Source organism: Bhargavaea massiliensis, assembly GCF_018390575.1.
Taxonomy (GTDB): domain Bacteria; phylum Bacillota; class Bacilli; order Bacillales_A; family Planococcaceae; genus Bhargavaea; species Bhargavaea massiliensis.
Map to the genome: position 1 here is coordinate 124103 of NZ_JAHBCJ010000007.1, position 18715 is coordinate 142817.

Below are 18715 nucleotides of genomic sequence, written 5' to 3' on the forward strand. Positions count from 1 at the left end.
ATGGATGAATTCCTCATGTTCTACGCACCATTCATCGTGCTGATCGGCGCGATCATCCTCGCCTTCATCGTCGCCCCGATGGACGGAGCGGCGACAAGGCCACCGAAGGAAAAGAAGAAGTGAAGGAAGGAAGCCGTCCCGGGTTTGCGGGGCGGCTTTCTTTTGGGGTGAGGAGGGGAGTGCTTCGAAGCTTTGGGCGAGTGCTTCGGGATTTGTTGCGGGTGCTTCGAAAAGTTTCCCGAGTGACTCCATTCAACTAATCGCCGGATTCTTTGTGAGTTTTATTAGAAAGGGGCGAGTGCTTCAAAATGTGCGATGAGTGCGTCCAAACTCAGGCCGAGTGCATCCAAATCTTCGCTCAGCGCTTCGAATATGTGTCTAAACTTATTTAAGGACCGGCAGAATCTAATAAAACCCGCTCCGTTCTGCTAAAATAAACCCAACTGCACTGAATCGGAGGAAAACATACATGGCTTACGCAGTCCAACCGAACGACCGGCTCACCGGCGAGATCACCGACCTGACCCATGACGGCTCAGGCGTGGCGAAGATCGACGGCTATCCGCTTTTCATTCCCGGGGCGCTCCCGGGCGAGACCGTCGAATTCAAGGTCACCAAAACGCTCAAGAAATATGGCTTCGCCAAGCTCCTCAACATCATCGAACCGTCCGAAGACCGCGTCGAGCCGCCGTGCCCGGTATTTCCGGAGTGCGGGGGCTGCCAGATCCAGCACCTGTCCTATGAGGGCCAGCTGGAGCGCAAGCGCAAAATGGTCCGGGACGTCATGGACCGGATCGCGAAGCTGCCTGATGTCCCGGTTCATCCGGTTAAGGGCATGGAGCACCCGTGGCGCTATCGGAACAAGTCCCAGATCCCGTTCGCGGAGCGGGACGGAAAAGTTGTCGCAGGATTTTTCCGCCGAGGCACCCACACGATCATGGACACCGAGACGTGCCTGATCCAGTCGACCGAGGCCGACGTCGTCATGCGCACGATCAAGCACAGCTTGCACGAGCTCGGGATCAAGGCGTATGACGAACAAAAGGACAAGGGCTTCCTGCGCCACGTGGTCATCCGGAAAGGGAAGGCGACCGGTGAGACGATGGTCGTCCTCGTTACCCGGAATCGCAAATTCAAGAAAAAAGACGAAGTTGTCGACCTGATCCGCGGCGTGTTGCCGGACGTCACATCGATCGTCCAGAACGTCAATGACCGGAAAACGAACGTCATCATGGGGGACGAGACCATCACGCTCTACGGACCGCCCGTCATCACCGACAAAATTGGCGGTGTGACATTCGAAATCTCCGCCCGCTCGTTCTACCAGATCAACCCCGACCAGACGGAAGTCCTGTACTCACAGGCTCTCGACTACGCCAACCTCAGCGGAAACGAAACCGTCATCGACGCCTACTGCGGCATCGGCACCATCTCACTATTCCTCGCGAAGCAGGCGAAAGAAGTGTACGGTGTCGAAATTGTCCCTCAAGCAATCGAAGACGCCAAGCGCAATGCCGAGCTGAACGGCTTTACGAACACTCGTTTCGAAGCCGGAGCGGCAGAAGCCGTCATCCCGAGCTGGTACAAGGAAGGCAAACGATTCGACGTCCTCGTCGTCGACCCGCCTAGAAAAGGCTGCGACGAGCACCTTCTCCGGACCATCCTCGAGTACCGTCCGAAGCGCCTCGTGTACGTCAGCTGCAACCCGGCCACACTCGCCCGCGACCTCCGCATCTTAGAGGACGGCGGCTACAAAACGAAGGAAGTCCAGCCGGTGGACATGTTCCCGCAGTCGAGTCACGTGGAAGCTGTTACTTGGCTGGAACTCGATAGGTAACTAATCAATTAAGCCGTTTCTCAGTCTAACTCATCTTATCGGCTGCTAAAAATAAAGGAATTAGATGGAGGATGTCCAGATGCAAAATGTAATTCCTGCATTCCGCATTGCTGACTATCAAAGAAGTAAGGCGTTTTACGTGGAAGGAATGGGGTTTCAAGTCGATTGGGAGCATCGATTTGAACCTGATTTCCCTGCCTTTGTTCAGATTTCTAAGGAGGGGATGGCCATTTATTTGACCGAACATGCTGGTGACTGTGAAGCTGGCGGGCTAATTCACTTTTTTGTTCCCGATGTTGATAGATGGTACGACGAATTAAAAAATCTAGCGGAACCTCCAAACGAAGATCTGGAAGGACTTCGCATGATGACAGTTGTGGATCCTGATGGAAATCAATTGCGCATATGTACTCGCTTATCTGCGTCATGAACAACGAGAACTAAAATTAGCACCGGGCATCCGAGTGATCTGAAGTCACTTGGTTGCCCGGTATTTTTGTCGAGTTGGGAGGAGCTACTTAAGCGGCAACCCAAAATGCTCACGTAAGGTCTGACCTTCATAGTTCGTTCTGAACAGACCTCTCTTTTGCAGTTCAGGGACAATCAATTCCACAAAGTCCTCTAAGCTTCCGGGTAACGTAGGGGGCATGAGGTTGAATCCATCAGCCACGCCTGCTTTAAACCACAGCTCCATCTGATCTGCAATTTCGTCGGGCGTGCCGATCAGGGTGAGATGCCCGCCTCCTGCACTCAGGTATCCCAACAGCTCCCTTACTGTAGGCTGTGTATCGTTTATAATCTCCAGGATCGTTTCGTAACGGCCGACCGGGCCGGTAAATTCCTCAACCGGGGGAAGGGGAGGCACGGGCTGATCGATCTCCCAGCCCGAACAGTCTTGCCGGATAAAGTAGCTTAACTGCTTTAAAGCCGTTTCAAGCGGCAATTGCTCATCTAAGGCTGCTTTTTTGGCCAACGCCTCTTCGCGTGTGTGCCCCACATAGGTAACCAGCCCCGGAAACACTTTGATGTGTCTTTGATTGGCATCTTGCCGGTGAACTTGTTCATCTAATTTTCCGCGGAACCTTTTGGCTTGCTTGAGGTTCCAGGACACCGAATAAACGGCATCGGCGTATTTGGCCGCCAATGCGATGCCTGGTTTGGATGCCCCCGCTTGCATCAGTACCGGTTTACCCTGTGGGCTTTTTGGTGTAGTGGACGGCCCATGCACCTTAAAATAGGTGCCCTCGTGGCTGATTGGCCGGATGCCGGAAGGATCGATCAGTTCCCCTGTTTCCCGCTGATGGACGAAGTCATTGCCGTCCCATGAAACAAACAGCTTATTCATTAAATCAGCAAACTCATCCGCTTTCTCGTAACGTTTGTCATGTGAAGGCAGTTTCTCCATCCCGTGATTCAGTGCTTCCAAATCGGTCATGGACGTAACCAGATTCCAGCCGACACGCCCATTCGTAATGTGGTCCAGGCTTAACAGCTGGCGGGAAGCGGTAAAAGGATTGGAAAACGTACTTGAAATCGTCGAAACCAATCCCACATGTTCCGTCACTTGAGAAATGGCCGTCAAATTGACGACCGGATCAAACCAAAAGGCAGGCATGTCAGTGGAATGTTTGCCGGGAAACGACTGATTGTCCGCAAAGAACACCGCATCGAAGTAACCCCTTTCGGCCAGCTGCGCCAATGACTGGTAATAGGAAATGTCTCCGATGCGCTCGATGCTTGAGTCCGGCATTAACCAAGCGGCCTGATGGTGCCCGCAGCCATAAAGCAAAACCCCGATGTTCAGCTGTTGATCTTGAGTCGATTTCATTGTTTTACACCTCATCATCAGAACCATTGTTTTTCATTTGAGCGCGGGAATCAGTTCATGGTCAGCCCGCCGTCCACCGTGATATTCTGACCCGTAATCCCATCAGCACTTTCCGAGCAGAGAAAAGCGACCATATTCGCTACATCTTGGGGAGTGGTCACTTTCTTCAATGGGGTCGACTGGGCAATTAAATCAAATACCTCCGGTGTGGTCACAGCACTGGCATTTGTCGTTTTCAGTAATCCGCCTGAAACGACATTCGCCCTGATCCCGTATTGCCCCAATTCGGAAGCGAGATTGCGTGTAAAACCGATCAGTCCGGCTTTTGCAGTCGTGTATTCGTGATAAGGAACAACAGGGTTTTGATAGAGATTGGTGCCGATGCTTATGATGTTTCCGCTTTGCCGTTCAATAAATTGAGGCATGACGCTTTGAGCGATGTTAAATGCAGCCTTTAACGTACCGTCCAGTTGTTTTTGATAGTCATCCCATGTGAGCTCTGTGAAAGGTTTCTGCTTGTTTGGATCGAACTTAAAATCGACCAATGCATTATTGACCACCACATGAATCGGGCCAAAGTAGGCTGTCGCCTGTTCGATCATGTGATCGACTTCCTCACGATTGGTTACATCCGCCTGGATCGCAATCGCATTCTCTTTGCCGATTTCCGAAACCAGCTTTTCCGCAGCATCCTTGCTTTGATAGTAGTTGATCACCACCTGAAACCCTTGACCGGCCAATGTCTTCACAATAGATGCTCCCAAACCCCGGCTGCCGCCCGTCACCAATACAACCCTTGTCATCATAACAACCCCCATGTTTTTGATAGTGAGAAACAAAAAAATAAATAGCGATTGAAAAGTAAAAAACGCAACCTTCCATAGGAAGATTGCGTAAAACGATAACGTCATGATGAAAAGACACATGGCCCTTTACGGATGCATTAAAGTTCACACTTTCCTACGCTAGTTTTACCTAGATCAGGTTCAAAGGGTTTGAGTACACACTCATCTCAGTTAAAAAACACCCCTAGTGTATCGATATGAAATTGTGGTTAGTTGCTATTTCCACGACAAGCGTACCACGCTCTAACTTTTATTACAAATCAATTTCTGAATTAGTTAAAAGATTTAACTATCGGGGTATTTGCCAGGCGACGGAAAAGCATCCAGCAGAAGGGATGATGGGATTCATAAAGACAAATAAGAAATTTGATCGTCCAGATTGTCAACGACGCCATAATGAGCAAAGAAATAATTCCGTTCCATGGACCGCCCGTCATCACGGACAAAATTGGCGGCGTGACATTCGAAGTCTCTGCCCGCTCGATCTACCAGATCAACCCCGACCAGACGGAAGTCCTGTATTCTCAGGCACTCGACTACGCCGACCTCAGCGGGAACGAACCGTCATCGACGCCTACTGCGGCATCGGCACCATTTCCCTCTTCCTCGCGAAGAAAGCGAAGGAAGTATACGGCGTCGAAATCGTCCCGCAGGAAATTGAAGACGCCAAGCGCTTCGACGTCCTCGTCGTCGACCCACCAAGAAAAGGATGCGACGAGCCCCTTCTCAGGACCATCCTTGAGTACCGCGCAAAGCGCCTCGTCTACGTTAGCTGCACCCGGCCACACTCGCCCGCAATCTCCGCATTCTCGAAGACGAATGCTCCAAAACGAAGGGAGTCCAGCCGGTGGATATGTCCCCGCAGTCGAGTCATGTGGAAGCGGCTACTTGGTTGGAACTTGAGAACCCGACAACATGAACTGATTTTTAGTAGCTTAAGACTGTGAATAATAGATCGCTCCTTTGTGATGTAGTAACTACAAAAGGAAGCGATCTTTTCATATTTATTTACCTTGGAAGCATAAAAGTCTCGTCTTTTTGATGGAAATTTAAGAAATATTTACTGAAGTACTGGTAAGATTATACTACTATTAAATTATGGAAGGGCAGAAATGGGACTACTTCTGTCTGTCCTTAGGCGAGCAACCCCAGGTCTTCAGGTGAACAGCCAATCCGACCGCATAATACCCGGCCAATGATGTATTGGACAACTGCTTGTCGTGCTTGTGGATAACTTTAATGGGTCTGGGATGGTGCACCATTCAGTTCCTTTAAAAGTAGTTGCGTGTTGAAGTGGCTAGAATAGATTAAAAAGCATTGAGTAAAGGGGAATCGACTTTGGATACAAACAAAATGAAATCTTTACCGTATGATGAGCTGCGTTCTTTATACAAAGAATTCTTACAGAGCCAGAACATCTCAAATCCAACAATCAATACTGCTCACTCAGACACCTTTTACCTTTGGAGGAAAGGAAGCAAAGACCTGTTCTGGGATACAGTGACCGCCATTGATTTCGAGAATGAGGCGAAGAATTCATTGATAAAAGCACTTTCTGAGAACTCGACTGGTAATGCTAAATCACTTGTTAATGGTTACTTGTCTCATCTAAGAAGGTTCCGTTTATTCTTAGCTTCTGATGGAGCAGCTGCCGAACAATCTATGCCCATGAAAGAAAGTACTTCTAATCGTAAGATGAAAATAAATGTTCCCGCTCCATCAATTGAGCAGGTTGAGTTTTATCTTGCTAAGTGGGATGGTCTTGAGAATTACCATCTGCAGGAGGATGCACTTAATAAACTGTTCTTTGAGTTATGCCCGAAGAACACAGACATTATCGATGTTCTTTTGAAGGCATCAACGCTTAATGACTTTTATAGTACGAATATTTTCTCAATCTATCCGGTGGCTAAGCACATTTGCGCTCTGGATATTGATTCAAGACTTAAAGCCGGTGACGTTACCTTAGTACGTGATATCCAATATGTAACTATCGGTGATTCAGAAAAGAATTTTTACTCTTTTGCTACAAAGTATTGTAGCCATCACAACCCACTTGATTATCCGATTTATGACAGCTACGTTTATGAGGTGCTTCGCTATTTTAGGAATCGTGATAGTTTCTCAGATTTCCAAGATGACGATTTGAAGGACTATATTAAATTCAAAGTTATACTGATTGATTTCCGTGCCTTCTATGGCTTGGATAATTATGACTTAAAGCAAATCGACCAGTATGTTTGGCTACTTGGCAAGGATTACTTCCCGAAAAACTATGGAAAGAAAAAAAGAGGAGATTAAACCTGATTCACCGAAATGCTGAACTCTTAAATTTTGATCATGGAGTAAAAGGAAGGCAGGGACCGGCCTGACGATAGAAGGAGGGAGTATAACAGAATGAATCAGGCAGAAAGAACAGACCGACTCGTTAGTACAATGAGTGTTGCTGACGATGGGTTCAGCTTTTCATCTTCCATCGAGACAGCATTATCATCCGCCGAAACTGAAATTCAGAGTCTGAAAGAGACAATCATGTCAGTTGAGAGTCTCAGATCGGACTGTGATAAGTTGGATTATGCGTTGGCTGCAAGTTCAGGAGTTCTCTGTGGCATCATTGATATTTTCTTGGTTGGAAAACCTGGGGAGTCACCAGCTGGGGGTGTTACGGATAAGTGGTTTGAAAATCGGACAACTGATTTCGCTAAACTTTGCGGATGGAAAGGCAAAAGGAATGATTCACTGTCATCAGCAATTGGCTTTCTTGAGAAGAAATTTAAAATCCCATATGATCAGCGCGGAGCCGGTGATGCTGGAAGTATAGTATTTGACTTGAATCCTTCAAATCATCATTTCAAATCACTTGGCCATAATCCGACTTTGCTTGGTTTGTTTTTTTCGATATTAGATCAATTTACAATTCAATCGCACTTTGTTTCCGGAGGTGAACTGATATCTTTACAGAACACGGATGGAAAATTTGAACTTCGAGGTAATAACGTTCCAGAGAAATTATTTAGTGGGTTTGTCAACTGGTTTGGCCATTTGATTTCCGATATGTCTGGATCATCCAGCAGTAAAGGTCGAGGTATGGGAATACCTTCACCGTTTTGGGCATGGACGAACGATATTATTGCAATAAAGAGGAATCTGGACATTCCCGTTTCACAGTTTGACAACACAATAAATGAGTTGGCTCTGAGCATATACAAAGAAGGATACGATATCCGCTTTAACGCCACCCAGGTCATTCCAGTCTTTATCAATGAAACCATTGTCAGGATGGTATATGCAATAAGGCGATTGGTAAGATATTTCGTAACAACAGAGAAAGAGGAATATTCGGCATCCGCTATGTGGAAAGCTTGTGAACCATTCTCAAATCCCAGTGTAAAGAGAATGCTAACAATAGCGCACGGCACCTTCTGCATGATGGATCTCGGCGATGCCACCATACGGGCCTTCATAACCGGAGGTGGTACCTTCAATGTGACTGAATTTTTCCTTCGGCTTAACATAGCGGGGGAGGGCCGTTTCACGATTTCATTGTATGGCGAGGCAAAGCGGGTCGTTGTAATACGAAAAGCTGAGTCTGAAGCTCAGTTTGCAAGAAGAGAAATAACCATCGTAGAAAACTATCTAAGCGGACTCTCATTATTATCTGAATTATACGATGATAAGGAACTTGTAGATTTTGTTAATGACTTTAAGAACAGCGATATGTATGTTCAGTCATTCCAGAAATCTGTCCGATTGGCAGAACTCAGAAAGGTCCCTAATATACTCAGGACAAAATCCGATATAGATTTATATTTTGGGGGTAACAGGTAATGAGCAAGAAAAAATCGAGGTTAAAACTTGCCCAAGATCAGGCAGAATCGGCTATCAAGAAAACAAACGATAAAATTGGCGAGTTGGGCACACACACAAGCCAGCTTTATGATGAATTGAACACCATACAAAAACTCTTTGACGATATTAGAAATGTTCCAGGCGAGAAGCGATTAGAGTACGAAGAACTGAAAAAAAACCGTCTGAACTGGAAACAGCAAGCAGAAAAGATTGAATCAGATTACAAAAATGCCGTCGCGAAAAATGCTGGAAAAGGTGTTGCTGGTATAGGTGCCGGAATCGCAATTACTGCCTTGGGTCCTACTGCCGCAATGGGTATTGCGACAACATTCGGTATTGCTTCAACAGGAACAGCCATATCTGCATTGAGTGGCGCTGCGGCTACCAACGCGGCATTAGCCTGGTTAGGTGGAGGTGCGCTTGCGGCCGGTGGTGGAGGAATGGCTGCTGGAAATGCATTCTTAGTCCTAGCCGGACCTGTAGGTTGGGCGATTGCAGGAGTTGCACTTGTGGGAAGCGGGTTTCTGCTATGGAAAGGAAAAAGTGATCAGAACCGTCTTGTGGAAATTTTCACCCTCATCAGCGGGCGTGATGTTAAATCATACGAACTTGCTATTGTAGAAATAAATGAGCGTATAAGCCGCATTAAAGATGAAAGCCAAAAACTCAATAATGCAAGCGAAAGAACAAGAGAATTTGGAATGGACTACAACTTAATGACAGAGAAACAACAATATGAATTGGGTTCTTATGTAAATCTGATGAATTCCTCTACTCAATTGTTGGTTAATCCGATAACTGGGTTGCAACCAAAATACGACATAGTTGATCTGCAGGAATACATAGCTTTCAGTAAAAAGAAGTTTGATGATAAGCAGGAATCTTTGATTGTTTCCCTCTCTAATCTCTTGTTTAAAATAGATCTGGATGAAAAAGATAAGACACTATTGTGGAAGTCTTTCAAAGGAAACAAGGAGTTTTTATCTTCGATAGGAATAACAAAAAAGAATTTTGAATTTTCCATTATTGAAACAGTAACTGATGCTCTTAAGCATAAGTATCGTTAGAAAAAGGCTGATAGCAATACTTTGAGTAGAGAATCTCCTATAGTCGCATGTGGAAGCTATTACTTGGATGGAATTACAATAAATATACAAAGGAGTTAAGGATTATGAGTGATAGTATGGAGTTTAATCGCCTACTCCAAGGTAAGTTGAAAGAGTATGAAAATGTAGTTGATCAAGCTAAGACACAAGGTCTCTTAACAGAAAACACAGCGAAAACATACTTGCTGCATGCGAATAACTTTGCTAGATGGTGTGAAGGTGAATTTGTACCTGGAGGCAGGAATGACCAAAGCAAACGGAAAGACCATCCTCATCAAATTCAAGAAAATAAATTAACAGCGGACGGAAGAGGAAATAATTTTGACCCGCTCCGAAAATTCTTGGGTTTTGAGGACTCAAACAGCGTAATGATGACTCTCTCTCAAGTGGAAGTAGTTCTCGGATTTAAGCTTCCGGCATCTGCATACAAACATGCCGCATGGTGGAGTGGTGCACGAAATCATGTATTCTCTTGGATTGAGGCCGGTTACAAAGCTAAGCCAAGGCTGGAGGAAAGAAAAGTTGAGTTCGTGAAAATAATATGATTTATGTCAAACAGCTTCCAAAACCTAATACGGTTTTGGAAGCTGTTTTTCGTTATTCAGTCTCAGGGAAAAACACCTGAGCCGTTTTGATATCAACAAGCGAGGGGCCACCTACATTAAGTGCTTCCTTCAACACCAATTCAAGCTCATCATCCGACTCCGGCCGGAATGCTTTCCAACCACACGCTTCTGCGAGTTTGACGAAGTCGGGGTTGGTGAGGTCTGTCCCGATGTCTTTTGTTCCCATGACATCGATTTTGTCTTTTTCCATCTGCAGGGATTCGTTGTTCAGGACCACGACAGTTATACCGAGTCCGTACCGGATGGCGGTCATTAGATCCGCGAGCACCATCTGGAGGCCGCCGTCCCCGACAATCGCGACGACTTGTTTGTCCGGATGGATCAGTTTGGCGGTCATGGCGGCAGGGAGGCCGAAGCCCATGGTCCGCCAGTAGCCGGAGAATACAGTCTTTTGATTGGTCTGCCGGAAGTTGCGGTTTGTCCAAACTGTGTTGTCTCCTGTATCCAGCGCGAGGATGGCGTCCGGCGCGACGGTGCGGTCAAGCGCCCGGATGATTCGCGAAGGGTGGACGGGATACCCTTCGGAATTGCCTTCTTCTTCATTGTCTCGGGCCCATTGTTCTTTCACTTCCTGGCACCGGGCCACCCAGTCGTCAGAAGGGGAGAAGCCTTCAAGAAGCTCATTTAATAAAGGAAGGACTTCTTCCGTTGTACCGGCGATCCCAAGTTCGACGGGGATGTTCTTTTCGATCTGGTTAAAGTAGCGGTCAATCTGGATCACCCGCGCGTCAGTCGGAACGTGACCCTCAGGCCACCAGGTCGTGCCTGCGAGAAGGACGACGTCCGCTTCTTTGAACAGTTCAGAGGCATGCGGGTTGCCGCCTTCACCGATGCCTTGCAGCATGTTAGGGGCGGATTCTTCAATCAGGCCTTTACCGCCGAGGCTCACCAGGATGCCGGCTCCCCATAACTCGGCCAGTTTCTGGAGGTCTTCTGCAGACCCGGCAGCTCCGGATCCTGCAAGAATCATCGGTCGTTTCGCTGATTTCATGATGGTCGCCGCCTTTTCCAGGCTTTCTTTCGTAAAGACGGTGGTGCCTTCGAGAACTTCAGCGAGTGGGCGCGGTGTTTCTGTCGTCTTTTCCATAAACAGATCCTTCGGCACGGACAGATGGGTGACGTCCCGCTGCCTGAGAGCGGTCCCCACCGCTTTTTCCAAAAGGTCGACTGTTGCATCCGGGCTGGCCAAGTTCGCAGAGTAGGCAGCAAACGGCTTCACCAAGTCCTGCTGGTTGATGAATTGTGGGGTCGCTGTTCCGAATTTGTCAGTGGGTGCCTGTCCGGTGAGCGCAAGGACAGGGGCGCGGTCTGCATGGGCGTCACCCAGGCCATTCAGCAGGTTCGTCGCACCAGGACCCATCGTCGCCGTACAGACGCCGAGCCCTCCAGTCAGCTTCGCTTCGGCGGATGCCATAAAGGCCGCCGTCGACTCATGTTTGGTTGTAATGAACTGGATCTGATCCTGTTTGGCCAGTGCGTCGATGAACCCGATCGTGGCATCGCCCACAACTCCATATATCCGTTTCACGCCGTACATGGACAATTGTTCAAGCATTAGGTCTGCAACGGTTCGTTCTGTTTGAGCCAACTTGGATAACCTCCTCAATAGAATCCATCATACTCGTATCATGATTCCTCTAAATCAGACGGAACAAACTTGTAGTCTGAGCAGGAAGGCCCGAACTAAGGAATCGCGTATACGAGAAAAATCATGCTACACTATAGACAATCGATCCATTGGTTGTTCGAACAGGACATGCGCACAAATTTCACTGCGAGGAGAGTCAGCATGACACAACATCAGACGGCGGTACTGCGCGTAAACGGCAAGGCGGAAAAGGGCTTGGAGAATACGGTCAATGTGAGGGATCTCCCGGCTTTTTCTGTTGATGAACCGGAGCGGCTCGGCGGCACTAATATGGGGCCGCACCCACTTGAATATTTCCTTGGCGCGCTGTCTGCCTGCACATCGATCATGGTTGCCTATGTAGCCAAGGAACAGAGTTTCAATTACGAAGGACTTGAGTACGAAGCTTCCGGAACTTTGGATCCGCGTGGTTTCCGTGGCATAGAAGGCGTCCAGACTTATTTCCAGTCTGTCGAGCTGAATATAGTGGTCGAGACCGGGGAAGATGAGGATGCTTTGGAACGTCTTAAAGAAGCGGTAGAAAAAAGATGTCCTTTGTACAATCTTCTGAAAGACGCCGGTGTAGAAGTGAACAGCCACTGGACGATTAAACAAAACATCTGAAATTAAACTGACGATTAATCCGGTCACCTGGCTGGAAATTCGCTTTGTTAATTGATACGATTCAAAAATAATTGATTGGATGGTATCCGCAACGAGAGGACTGGAGTAAGAAATGAAAGAGAATTTTTGGCGTGATTTACCACGGCCATTTTTTGTGCTTGCCCCGATGGAAGATGTGACGGATGTCGTGTTCCGCCACGTCGTCGCTGAAGCCGGCAGGCCGGATGTGTTTTTCACCGAGTTCACGAATTCGGACAGCTATTGCCATCCGGAAGGCATCAACAGTGTTCGCGGCCGCCTGCTGTTCACGGAAGACGAGCAGCCGATGGTCGCGCATATCTGGGGGGACAAGCCCGAGTATTTCCGTCAGATGAGCATCGGCATGGCGGAAATGGGATTCAGCGGCCTTGATATCAATATGGGCTGCCCTGTGCCGAACGTGGCGACAAGAGGGAAGGGCAGTGGCCTGATCCTGCGCCCGGACACTGCGGCGGAACTGATCCAGGCAGCCAAAGCGGGCGGATTGCCGGTCAGCGTAAAAACCCGTCTCGGCTTCAATGAGGTCGACGAGTGGCAGGAATGGCTGGCGCATATTCTCGAGCAGGACATCGCAAACCTTTCGATTCACCTGCGGACGAGAAAGGAAATGAGCCAGGTAGATGCACACTGGGAACTGATCCCCGAAATCAAGGAACTGCGTGACCGGGTGGCGCCGGACACCTTGCTGACGATCAACGGAGACATCCCTGACCGCCAGAAGGGCCTTGAGCTCGCCGAGAAGTACGGCGTGGACGGCGTCATGATCGGCCGCGGCATTTTCAAGAATCCATTTGCCTTCGAGAAAGAGCCGGCAGAGCACAGCACGAAGGAATACCTGGATCTTCTGAGGCTGCATCTTGATCTGCATGATCAATACATCAAAGACATACCACGTTCCGTCACCGCGCTTCACCGATTCTTTAAGATTTATGTCAAAGGATTCCGCGGAGCGGGTGAGCTGAGAAACCAGCTGATGCAGACGAAATCGACTGACGAAGTACGGGCATTGCTCGATCAGTACAATGTGGAAGCCTGATCGGATAAGCAGGACAGAGCCTTTTCTGAACGGGAAGGCTCTTTTATTTTGATTGGCCGTCCCGAATAGGCGGCAAGGGGGAGAATGTGATGAAACAATACGATGTGATCGTGTTCGATGTAGATGACACGCTTATGGACTTCGACCAGTCAGAGCAGGCGGCATTCAGCAGTGTGTTCGGGAAATATGAAATGCCTGATGGCCTCAGCCAATACAGGTCCAGCTACCGGACCATCAGTGAGGGCCTGTGGAGGGATTTGGAAAACGGGAATCTTGGACTAAGCGAATTGGGTTCGGAACGGTTCAGGAGACTGTTCTTGGAACATGAACTGGATCTGGATGCGGTCGTCTTTAATCAGGACTACCTTGGTTTTCTTGGAGAACAGAGACATCTTATCCCGGGAGCCGAAAAAGTCATCGAATCCCTATCCCACAAGCGCCTCGCCATCATCACCAATGGCTTCGAGGCTGTTCAGACATCCAGAATCCGAAACTCTCCATTCCGCGATGCATTCGAGCAAGTCATCATCTCCGAAGCCACGGGATACCGGAAACCGCAAAAAGAAATTTTCGAGTATGCGTTCCGACAACTGCAAGTCACGGATCCCTCGACTGTCCTCATGGTGGGCGACTCGCTCACATCCGACATTCAGGGCGGGCTGAACGCCGGGGTGGACACATGTTGGTTTAATCCAGGTGGTAAGGAAAATAAAACATCAATCAAGCCGACTTATGAAATCAGCCGGCTGGAAGACCTTTTAGAAATTGTTATCTGATGCGAATCCCCTTGGAAGGGGATTCGTTTTTTTGTGGGTTCATCTTCAACTGCATTTGTCGTTGTGTGATAATTTAAAACAAAAGGTGGTGCCCCGGTTTGGGAGACATTCCGGAAACCGTCAGAACGGAGTCCATCCAATCTTTCCAATCAACCATCCGCAAGATGGAAAAGGGGTGGGCTCAGATGAAGGAAAAAGGAGCCAATACGACCCTGATCGGGAAGCGGCTCCATGCAATGAGGATCGGGCTGGCTGTCTTGGAGAGCACTTGGAACCGGCAGCCTTATCCATACGGGAAAGAGGCATTATCAAAAGCCCGAGATGTGCACCGCGGTCTGATTCCATCCGTCGAGAAGGCATATGCTAATTCAAAGACCGGCAGCCCCCAGCGGACACTTCTGGAACGAAGGTTGAAATCATTGGAGCTTGCGATAAAGGCAATCGATGAACAATGCGGAGAATGTGATGTCTAAATAAACGATAGGAAATCGTATCAGAAAAGAGGGGGAGCCGAATGGAGGAAGAAGTCAGGTACTTGCCACCACCGCATAGGTACGCGGTCTGTTCAAATGATGAGGTCCCGATCAAGTCGTTCTATCAGGATATATTCAGTGATGTCTTTATCTTCTTCCATCCGTTCATCAAGCCGGTGACCTTACCGCTTGAACAGTATTTTTCAGACCCTCGACTGGGAAAGCAAGAGATCATGCGGCACTGTGAAGCTGTCGGGTGGCAGGAGTTTCTTTCGCTGTCCGGAATCAAATCGATTCGCCATCTGGATATCGGCCTTCGCACAGGGATCAGCGGGCTACAAGAAAAACATGCCGACGAACAGCTTGCTGAAAGAGTCTTTGCAGTGTGCGAGGAGCACCGTCTGATTCCGCCAACCGAAGGGTTCTTGCCGGAGCTGCTGATCAATGACGTATTGGGTGCCGTGAAGAAAGAAGGGTACGAGTGGCTCTGGGTTGGCGACGAATTTTGCACGGAGCGGAAACTTGAATATATTGATGACCTGATCACGGGTGACATGATGGAAAGGAGTAATCTATTTACACATGACCAATCTCTTCTCATCACTACCCATTGGGACAGCCATTTTTCGATGATCTGCTCAAATGACAGAAAGAGGCTGGAGCGGATCGTCCAAGACTGTAACTTGGAAGGCTTCTACTGCGACGACCGGACAGAGATCTACTGGAGCGTCAGAAATTGATCCATAAACAGGAGTGCTAAGGGGAGATGACATGGCGGAGCTGTGGGACATCTATGATGCGGAAAGAATGAAAACAGGCAGGACGATGACGCGCGGCGGCGAATTCAAAGAGGGGGACCTTCATCTGGTCGTTCATGTGTGTATCTTCAACCAGGAAGGAAAGATGCTGATCCAGCAAAGGCAGACGTTCAAGGAAAGCTGGCCCGGCATGTGGGACCTGACGGCAGGAGGAAGCGCGACAGTTGGCGACAGCAGCCAGGCTGCAGCGGCAAGGGAACTCGAGGAGGAGCTGGGGATCCGTCTGGACCTGGAAAACGTCAGGCCGCAGCTGACCATCAACTTCGAACGGGGGTTCAATGACGTCTATCTGGTCGAAAAAGAGATCGATCTTGAACAGCTCACTCTCCAATACGAGGAAGTCCGGGACGCCAAATGGGCAACAGCAGATGAAATCGAAGTGATGATCGAGGATGGCACGTTCATCCCGTATTACCCGAGCCTGATCCGGCTGCTGTTTGATATCCGCAGGCAATACGGCTGCCGCATGACTGACAGGAGGCAGGCGTCATGGTGAGGATTCTTCTGCATGTCGAAGGTTTGGCCATGCTGCTGTTTGCCCTGTACCTGTATGCTTCCCATTCGTTCAGCTGGCCGATGTTTTTCATCCTGCTTTTTGCACCGGATCTTGCTGCGCTCGGATACCTGGTCGATCTGAAAACAGGGGCCAAGATGTATAACTATTTTCATACCACATCTGTTCCGTTCGTCTTCATCATCGCAGGACTCCTCTTCGACAGTGGGGTCATTCTGGCAATCGGCCTGATCTGGCTGGCCCATATCGGGATGGACCGCATGCTCGGCTACGGACTCAAGTATCCGACCCGCTTTAAGGACACCCATTTAAGCCGTCTATAAGAGTTTCAATTCACCTAAAGGGACTTTGAATGAAGGTTCCGGAACTAACCCGGAGGATTTTATGGAAACAGAATTAATCAGGAATTACGTCGATTCACTGGATGCTAATGGCTATTTTAACGGGGCCATTGCAGTCCGGCACAAGGGGAAGACCATCTTTTGCAAAGGTTACGGCATGGCAGATTACGGGTTTGGTGTCCACAATACCTCCAATACCAGGTTCAAAATCGGCTCATTATCAAAAGCGTTCACTGCGATGGCGATTCTTCCACTGGAGAAGCAGGGCGTTCTTCGGAGGGAAGAACCGATCAGCCGTTTCTTCAGTGATTTTCCGGGCGGTGACCAGATCACCGTCCACCATCTGCTTTCCCATATGAGCGGCGTGGCCGATTTTGCTTCACATCCGGACTATTGGACACGGATGATGCGACTCCCGGCCACGATGCAAACGTTGATGGAAGCCATTAAAGAACTGCCTCCGGAATTCGGGCCCGGCAGCCATGCCGGCTATTCCAACTCCGGCTATACGATCCTGGCAGCCATCATCGAAAAAGTGACCGGGCTCAGCTACGGAGAATATATGGACGAAAACGTATTCAAGCCGCTCGGCATGGAAAACACCGGGACTGATGACGGAAGGAAGGTCATCAGCCAGTATGCCCAGGGCTACACGCTCGACCGGGATATCAGGCGTGCAGAGTGGATCGACATGACAGTGGCGACGGGTGCGTACAGTATATATTCGACAGCAGAAGACCTGCTTCGCTGGGACCGGGCCCTCGACGGGGAAAGCATTTTCGGTCGGGAACCGTTCGTGAAGATGTTCGCCCGGCACAACGAACTGTGCGGATACGACTGGTTCTTTACCGACGAAGAAATAGATGGCATCAGTCGCACCAGCTGGGAACACTTTGGTGACGTCAACGGCTTCGCGTCATATTACCTCCGGTATCCGGAAGAAGAGTTATCGGTCATTGTTCTGAGTAATTTCGGCCTGACACCGGTAGACCGAATCGCGAAAGATGTTGCTTCCATTGTGTTTGAGCAGAAAGACTATGTACTTGATTCGCCAGCTTCAATCGTTCCTGATGAGCGACTCATTGCCGCCATTACCGGAACGTACAGTTCGGAGAAGGGGCAGCTGAATATCTTTTCGGAAGGGGACCGGGTATTTGCTGCTCTGCCGAAGATGTACGGGGTCGTCTATAACTGTGAAATCATACCTGTCGCCGCTGACTGCGGACAGGTGAGTTTCAAGGGCAAACATTTAAACGATGAATTGATCATTGACCTGCAGCAGCAAAGCATGACCCATACGGACCCCTATGGGACAAGGATCCGTTATTTGAAGAAAGCAACGAATCTGGAGGAGGATTTGTAAATGGGAATCGGGGCATTTTCGCTTAGCCTGACTGTCAAGGATCTTCAGGCATCCAAGGAATTCTATGAAAAGCTTGGCTTTTCCGCGCTCGGCGGAGACGAGGAAAGCGGCTGGCTGATTCTGAAAAACGAAGACTGCGTGATCGGACTTTTCCAGGGGATGTTCGAGAAGAACATGCTGACGTTCAACCCGGGATGGAACAGCAGTGCTGAAGAAGTGAACCCGTTCAGGGACGTGAGGGAGCTTCAGGAAGAACTCAAGGCAAAGGGAATCAGGTTTGTAACGGAAGCCTACCCGTCGACGGAAGGGCCGGCCCACTTCGTGATCGAGGATCCGGACGGCAATCCGATCCTGGTGGACCAGCATAGATAAAAGTGAGCCGGCCCAAGCGATCGGGCCTGCATTCTGATGAGAGGTGATTCAAATGGATCCAAAATTCCCTGAACTCACGACCGAAAGACTGCACTTGAGAGCCGCCACTCCCGCTGATGCACATGATATGCTGCGTTACCTGTCCGATCCGGAGGTGATGAAGCATACGGGCATGGAGCCGTTCCAAAACACGGAGGACGTATTGGACGAAATCAACTGGTATCACTCCCTTGTCGAAGAAGGCAGCGGCATCCGATGGGGCATCACGCTCAAAGAGTCCGGCAAGATGATCGGAAGCTGCGGTTTCCATAACCGGGAACCCAAACATTTCCGTGCTGAAATCGGGTATGAACTCAGCCCCGAGCATTGGGGGAAGGGCATTGCAAGTGAAGCCTTGCGGGCAGTGATCCGATACGGATTCAGCCATCTCCAGCTCGAGCGGATCGAAGCGCTGATCGAACCCGAAAACGAACCTTCTCTCCGACTGGTGGAGAAAAACAGCTTCCTGAGAGAAGGTCTGCTGCGGCATTATGAATACGGACGGGGCAGATTCGATGATCTGTATATGTATTCCATTTTAAAAGGGGATATCGCTTTAGCGGATCGGGTTGGGTAAGCTTGCTGAAGAATAGCCGAAGGGG

20 protein-coding genes, 1 pseudogene and 1 riboswitch are annotated in these 18715 nt (G+C 49.1%); of the genes and pseudogenes, 18 read left to right on the forward strand and 3 right to left on the reverse strand.

Annotated features, from left to right (window positions below; all coding sequences use genetic code 11):
• The 3 genes from cydS (at nt 1) to KHA84_RS11760 (ending at nt 2267) form a co-directional block, all read left to right on the forward strand.
• Nucleotides 1–123, forward strand: a complete 123-nt coding sequence (gene cydS, locus KHA84_RS15530) for a cytochrome bd oxidase small subunit CydS family protein (RefSeq protein WP_008300041.1) — start codon at nt 1–3, stop codon at nt 121–123.
• Between the two features lie 346 nt (nt 124–469).
• Nucleotides 470–1837 (forward strand): 23S rRNA (uracil(1939)-C(5))-methyltransferase RlmD, encoded by a 1368-nt coding sequence (rlmD, locus tag KHA84_RS11755; protein WP_213423708.1) that lies wholly within the window; start codon nt 470–472, stop codon nt 1835–1837.
• Nucleotides 1838–1916: 79 nt separating this feature from the next.
• Nucleotides 1917–2267: a glyoxalase superfamily protein gene (locus KHA84_RS11760; RefSeq protein WP_213423709.1), complete on the forward strand. Its 351-nt coding sequence runs from the start codon at nt 1917–1919 to the stop codon at nt 2265–2267.
• Between the two features lie 84 nt (nt 2268–2351).
• Here KHA84_RS11760 and KHA84_RS11765 read toward each other — a convergent pair whose 3' ends face one another.
• A complete protein-coding gene (locus tag KHA84_RS11765) occupies nt 2352–3665 on the reverse strand; it encodes an LLM class flavin-dependent oxidoreductase (protein WP_213423710.1) in 1314 nt (437 codons plus the stop codon).
• Between the two features lie 50 nt (nt 3666–3715).
• On the reverse strand, nt 3716–4468 hold the full coding sequence (locus KHA84_RS11770; RefSeq protein WP_213423711.1) for a 3-oxoacyl-ACP reductase: 753 nt from the start codon (nt 4466–4468) through the stop codon (nt 3716–3718).
• A 137-nt stretch (nt 4469–4605) separates the two neighbouring features.
• A riboswitch (TPP riboswitch) is annotated at nt 4606–4706 on the reverse strand.
• Between the two features lie 173 nt (nt 4707–4879).
• Between KHA84_RS11770 and KHA84_RS15425 the strand changes: the two are divergent.
• The 5 genes and pseudogenes from KHA84_RS15425 to KHA84_RS11795 form a co-directional block, all read left to right on the forward strand.
• Nucleotides 4880–5429 (forward strand): annotated as a pseudogene (locus tag KHA84_RS15425) (class I SAM-dependent RNA methyltransferase); the annotation flags it as partial.
• A 419-nt stretch (nt 5430–5848) separates the two neighbouring features.
• Nucleotides 5849–6811 (forward strand): PD-(D/E)XK nuclease family protein, encoded by a 963-nt coding sequence (locus KHA84_RS11780; RefSeq protein ID WP_213423713.1) that lies wholly within the window; start codon nt 5849–5851, stop codon nt 6809–6811.
• Between the two features lie 96 nt (nt 6812–6907).
• On the forward strand, nt 6908–8338 hold the full coding sequence (locus KHA84_RS11785) for a hypothetical protein (RefSeq protein WP_213423714.1): 1431 nt from the start codon (nt 6908–6910) through the stop codon (nt 8336–8338).
• Nucleotides 8338–9426 carry a hypothetical protein gene (locus KHA84_RS11790; protein WP_213423715.1) on the forward strand — a complete coding sequence of 363 codons (1089 nt, stop codon included), beginning with the start codon at nt 8338–8340 and terminating at the stop codon, nt 9424–9426. Before KHA84_RS11785 ends, KHA84_RS11790 begins: the two co-directional genes overlap by 1 nt.
• 104 nt (nt 9427–9530) lie before the next feature.
• The gene (locus KHA84_RS11795) at nt 9531–10010 is read left to right on the forward strand and encodes a DUF7662 domain-containing protein (protein ID WP_213423716.1); all 480 of its coding nucleotides are present in this window, start codon (nt 9531–9533) and stop codon (nt 10008–10010) included.
• Between the two features lie 52 nt (nt 10011–10062).
• On the opposite strand, the gene KHA84_RS11800 is transcribed toward KHA84_RS11795, so the two are convergent.
• Nucleotides 10063–11679 (reverse strand): thiamine pyrophosphate-binding protein, encoded by a 1617-nt coding sequence (locus tag KHA84_RS11800; protein ID WP_213423717.1) that lies wholly within the window; start codon nt 11677–11679, stop codon nt 10063–10065.
• Between the two features lie 201 nt (nt 11680–11880).
• Here KHA84_RS11800 and KHA84_RS11805 point away from each other — a divergent pair, with 201 nt between their 5' ends.
• The 10 genes from KHA84_RS11805 (at nt 11881) to KHA84_RS11850 (ending at nt 18690) form a co-directional block, all read left to right on the forward strand.
• Nucleotides 11881–12342 (forward strand): OsmC family protein, encoded by a 462-nt coding sequence (locus KHA84_RS11805; RefSeq protein ID WP_213423718.1) that lies wholly within the window; start codon nt 11881–11883, stop codon nt 12340–12342.
• A gap of 112 nt (nt 12343–12454) precedes the next feature.
• Nucleotides 12455–13417 carry a tRNA dihydrouridine synthase gene (locus KHA84_RS11810; protein WP_213423719.1) on the forward strand — a complete coding sequence of 321 codons (963 nt, stop codon included), beginning with the start codon at nt 12455–12457 and terminating at the stop codon, nt 13415–13417.
• A gap of 89 nt (nt 13418–13506) precedes the next feature.
• On the forward strand, nt 13507–14193 hold the full coding sequence (locus KHA84_RS11815; RefSeq protein WP_213423720.1) for a YjjG family noncanonical pyrimidine nucleotidase: 687 nt from the start codon (nt 13507–13509) through the stop codon (nt 14191–14193).
• Nucleotides 14194–14291: 98 nt separating this feature from the next.
• The gene (locus KHA84_RS11820) at nt 14292–14666 is read left to right on the forward strand and encodes a hypothetical protein (protein ID WP_213423721.1); all 375 of its coding nucleotides are present in this window, start codon (nt 14292–14294) and stop codon (nt 14664–14666) included.
• A 41-nt stretch (nt 14667–14707) separates the two neighbouring features.
• Nucleotides 14708–15406, forward strand: coding sequence for a DUF2711 family protein (locus KHA84_RS11825; protein ID WP_213423722.1), 699 nt, complete (start codon nt 14708–14710; stop codon nt 15404–15406).
• 31 nt (nt 15407–15437) lie between these two features.
• On the forward strand, nt 15438–15980 hold the full coding sequence (locus KHA84_RS11830) for an NUDIX hydrolase (RefSeq protein WP_213423723.1): 543 nt from the start codon (nt 15438–15440) through the stop codon (nt 15978–15980).
• Nucleotides 15974–16321, forward strand: a complete 348-nt coding sequence (locus KHA84_RS11835) for a DUF4260 domain-containing protein (protein ID WP_213423724.1) — start codon at nt 15974–15976, stop codon at nt 16319–16321. The genes KHA84_RS11830 and KHA84_RS11835 overlap by 7 nt, the downstream gene beginning before the upstream one ends.
• Nucleotides 16322–16382: 61 nt before the next feature.
• Nucleotides 16383–17702 (forward strand): serine hydrolase domain-containing protein, encoded by a 1320-nt coding sequence (locus tag KHA84_RS11840; protein ID WP_213423725.1) that lies wholly within the window; start codon nt 16383–16385, stop codon nt 17700–17702.
• Nucleotides 17703–18074, forward strand: coding sequence for a VOC family protein (locus tag KHA84_RS11845; protein ID WP_213423726.1), 372 nt, complete (start codon nt 17703–17705; stop codon nt 18072–18074).
• Between the two features lie 52 nt (nt 18075–18126).
• Entirely contained in the window at nt 18127–18690 is a 564-nt protein-coding gene (locus KHA84_RS11850) for a GNAT family N-acetyltransferase (RefSeq protein WP_213423727.1), read from the forward strand.
• Nucleotides 18691–18715 lie beyond the last annotated feature (25 nt).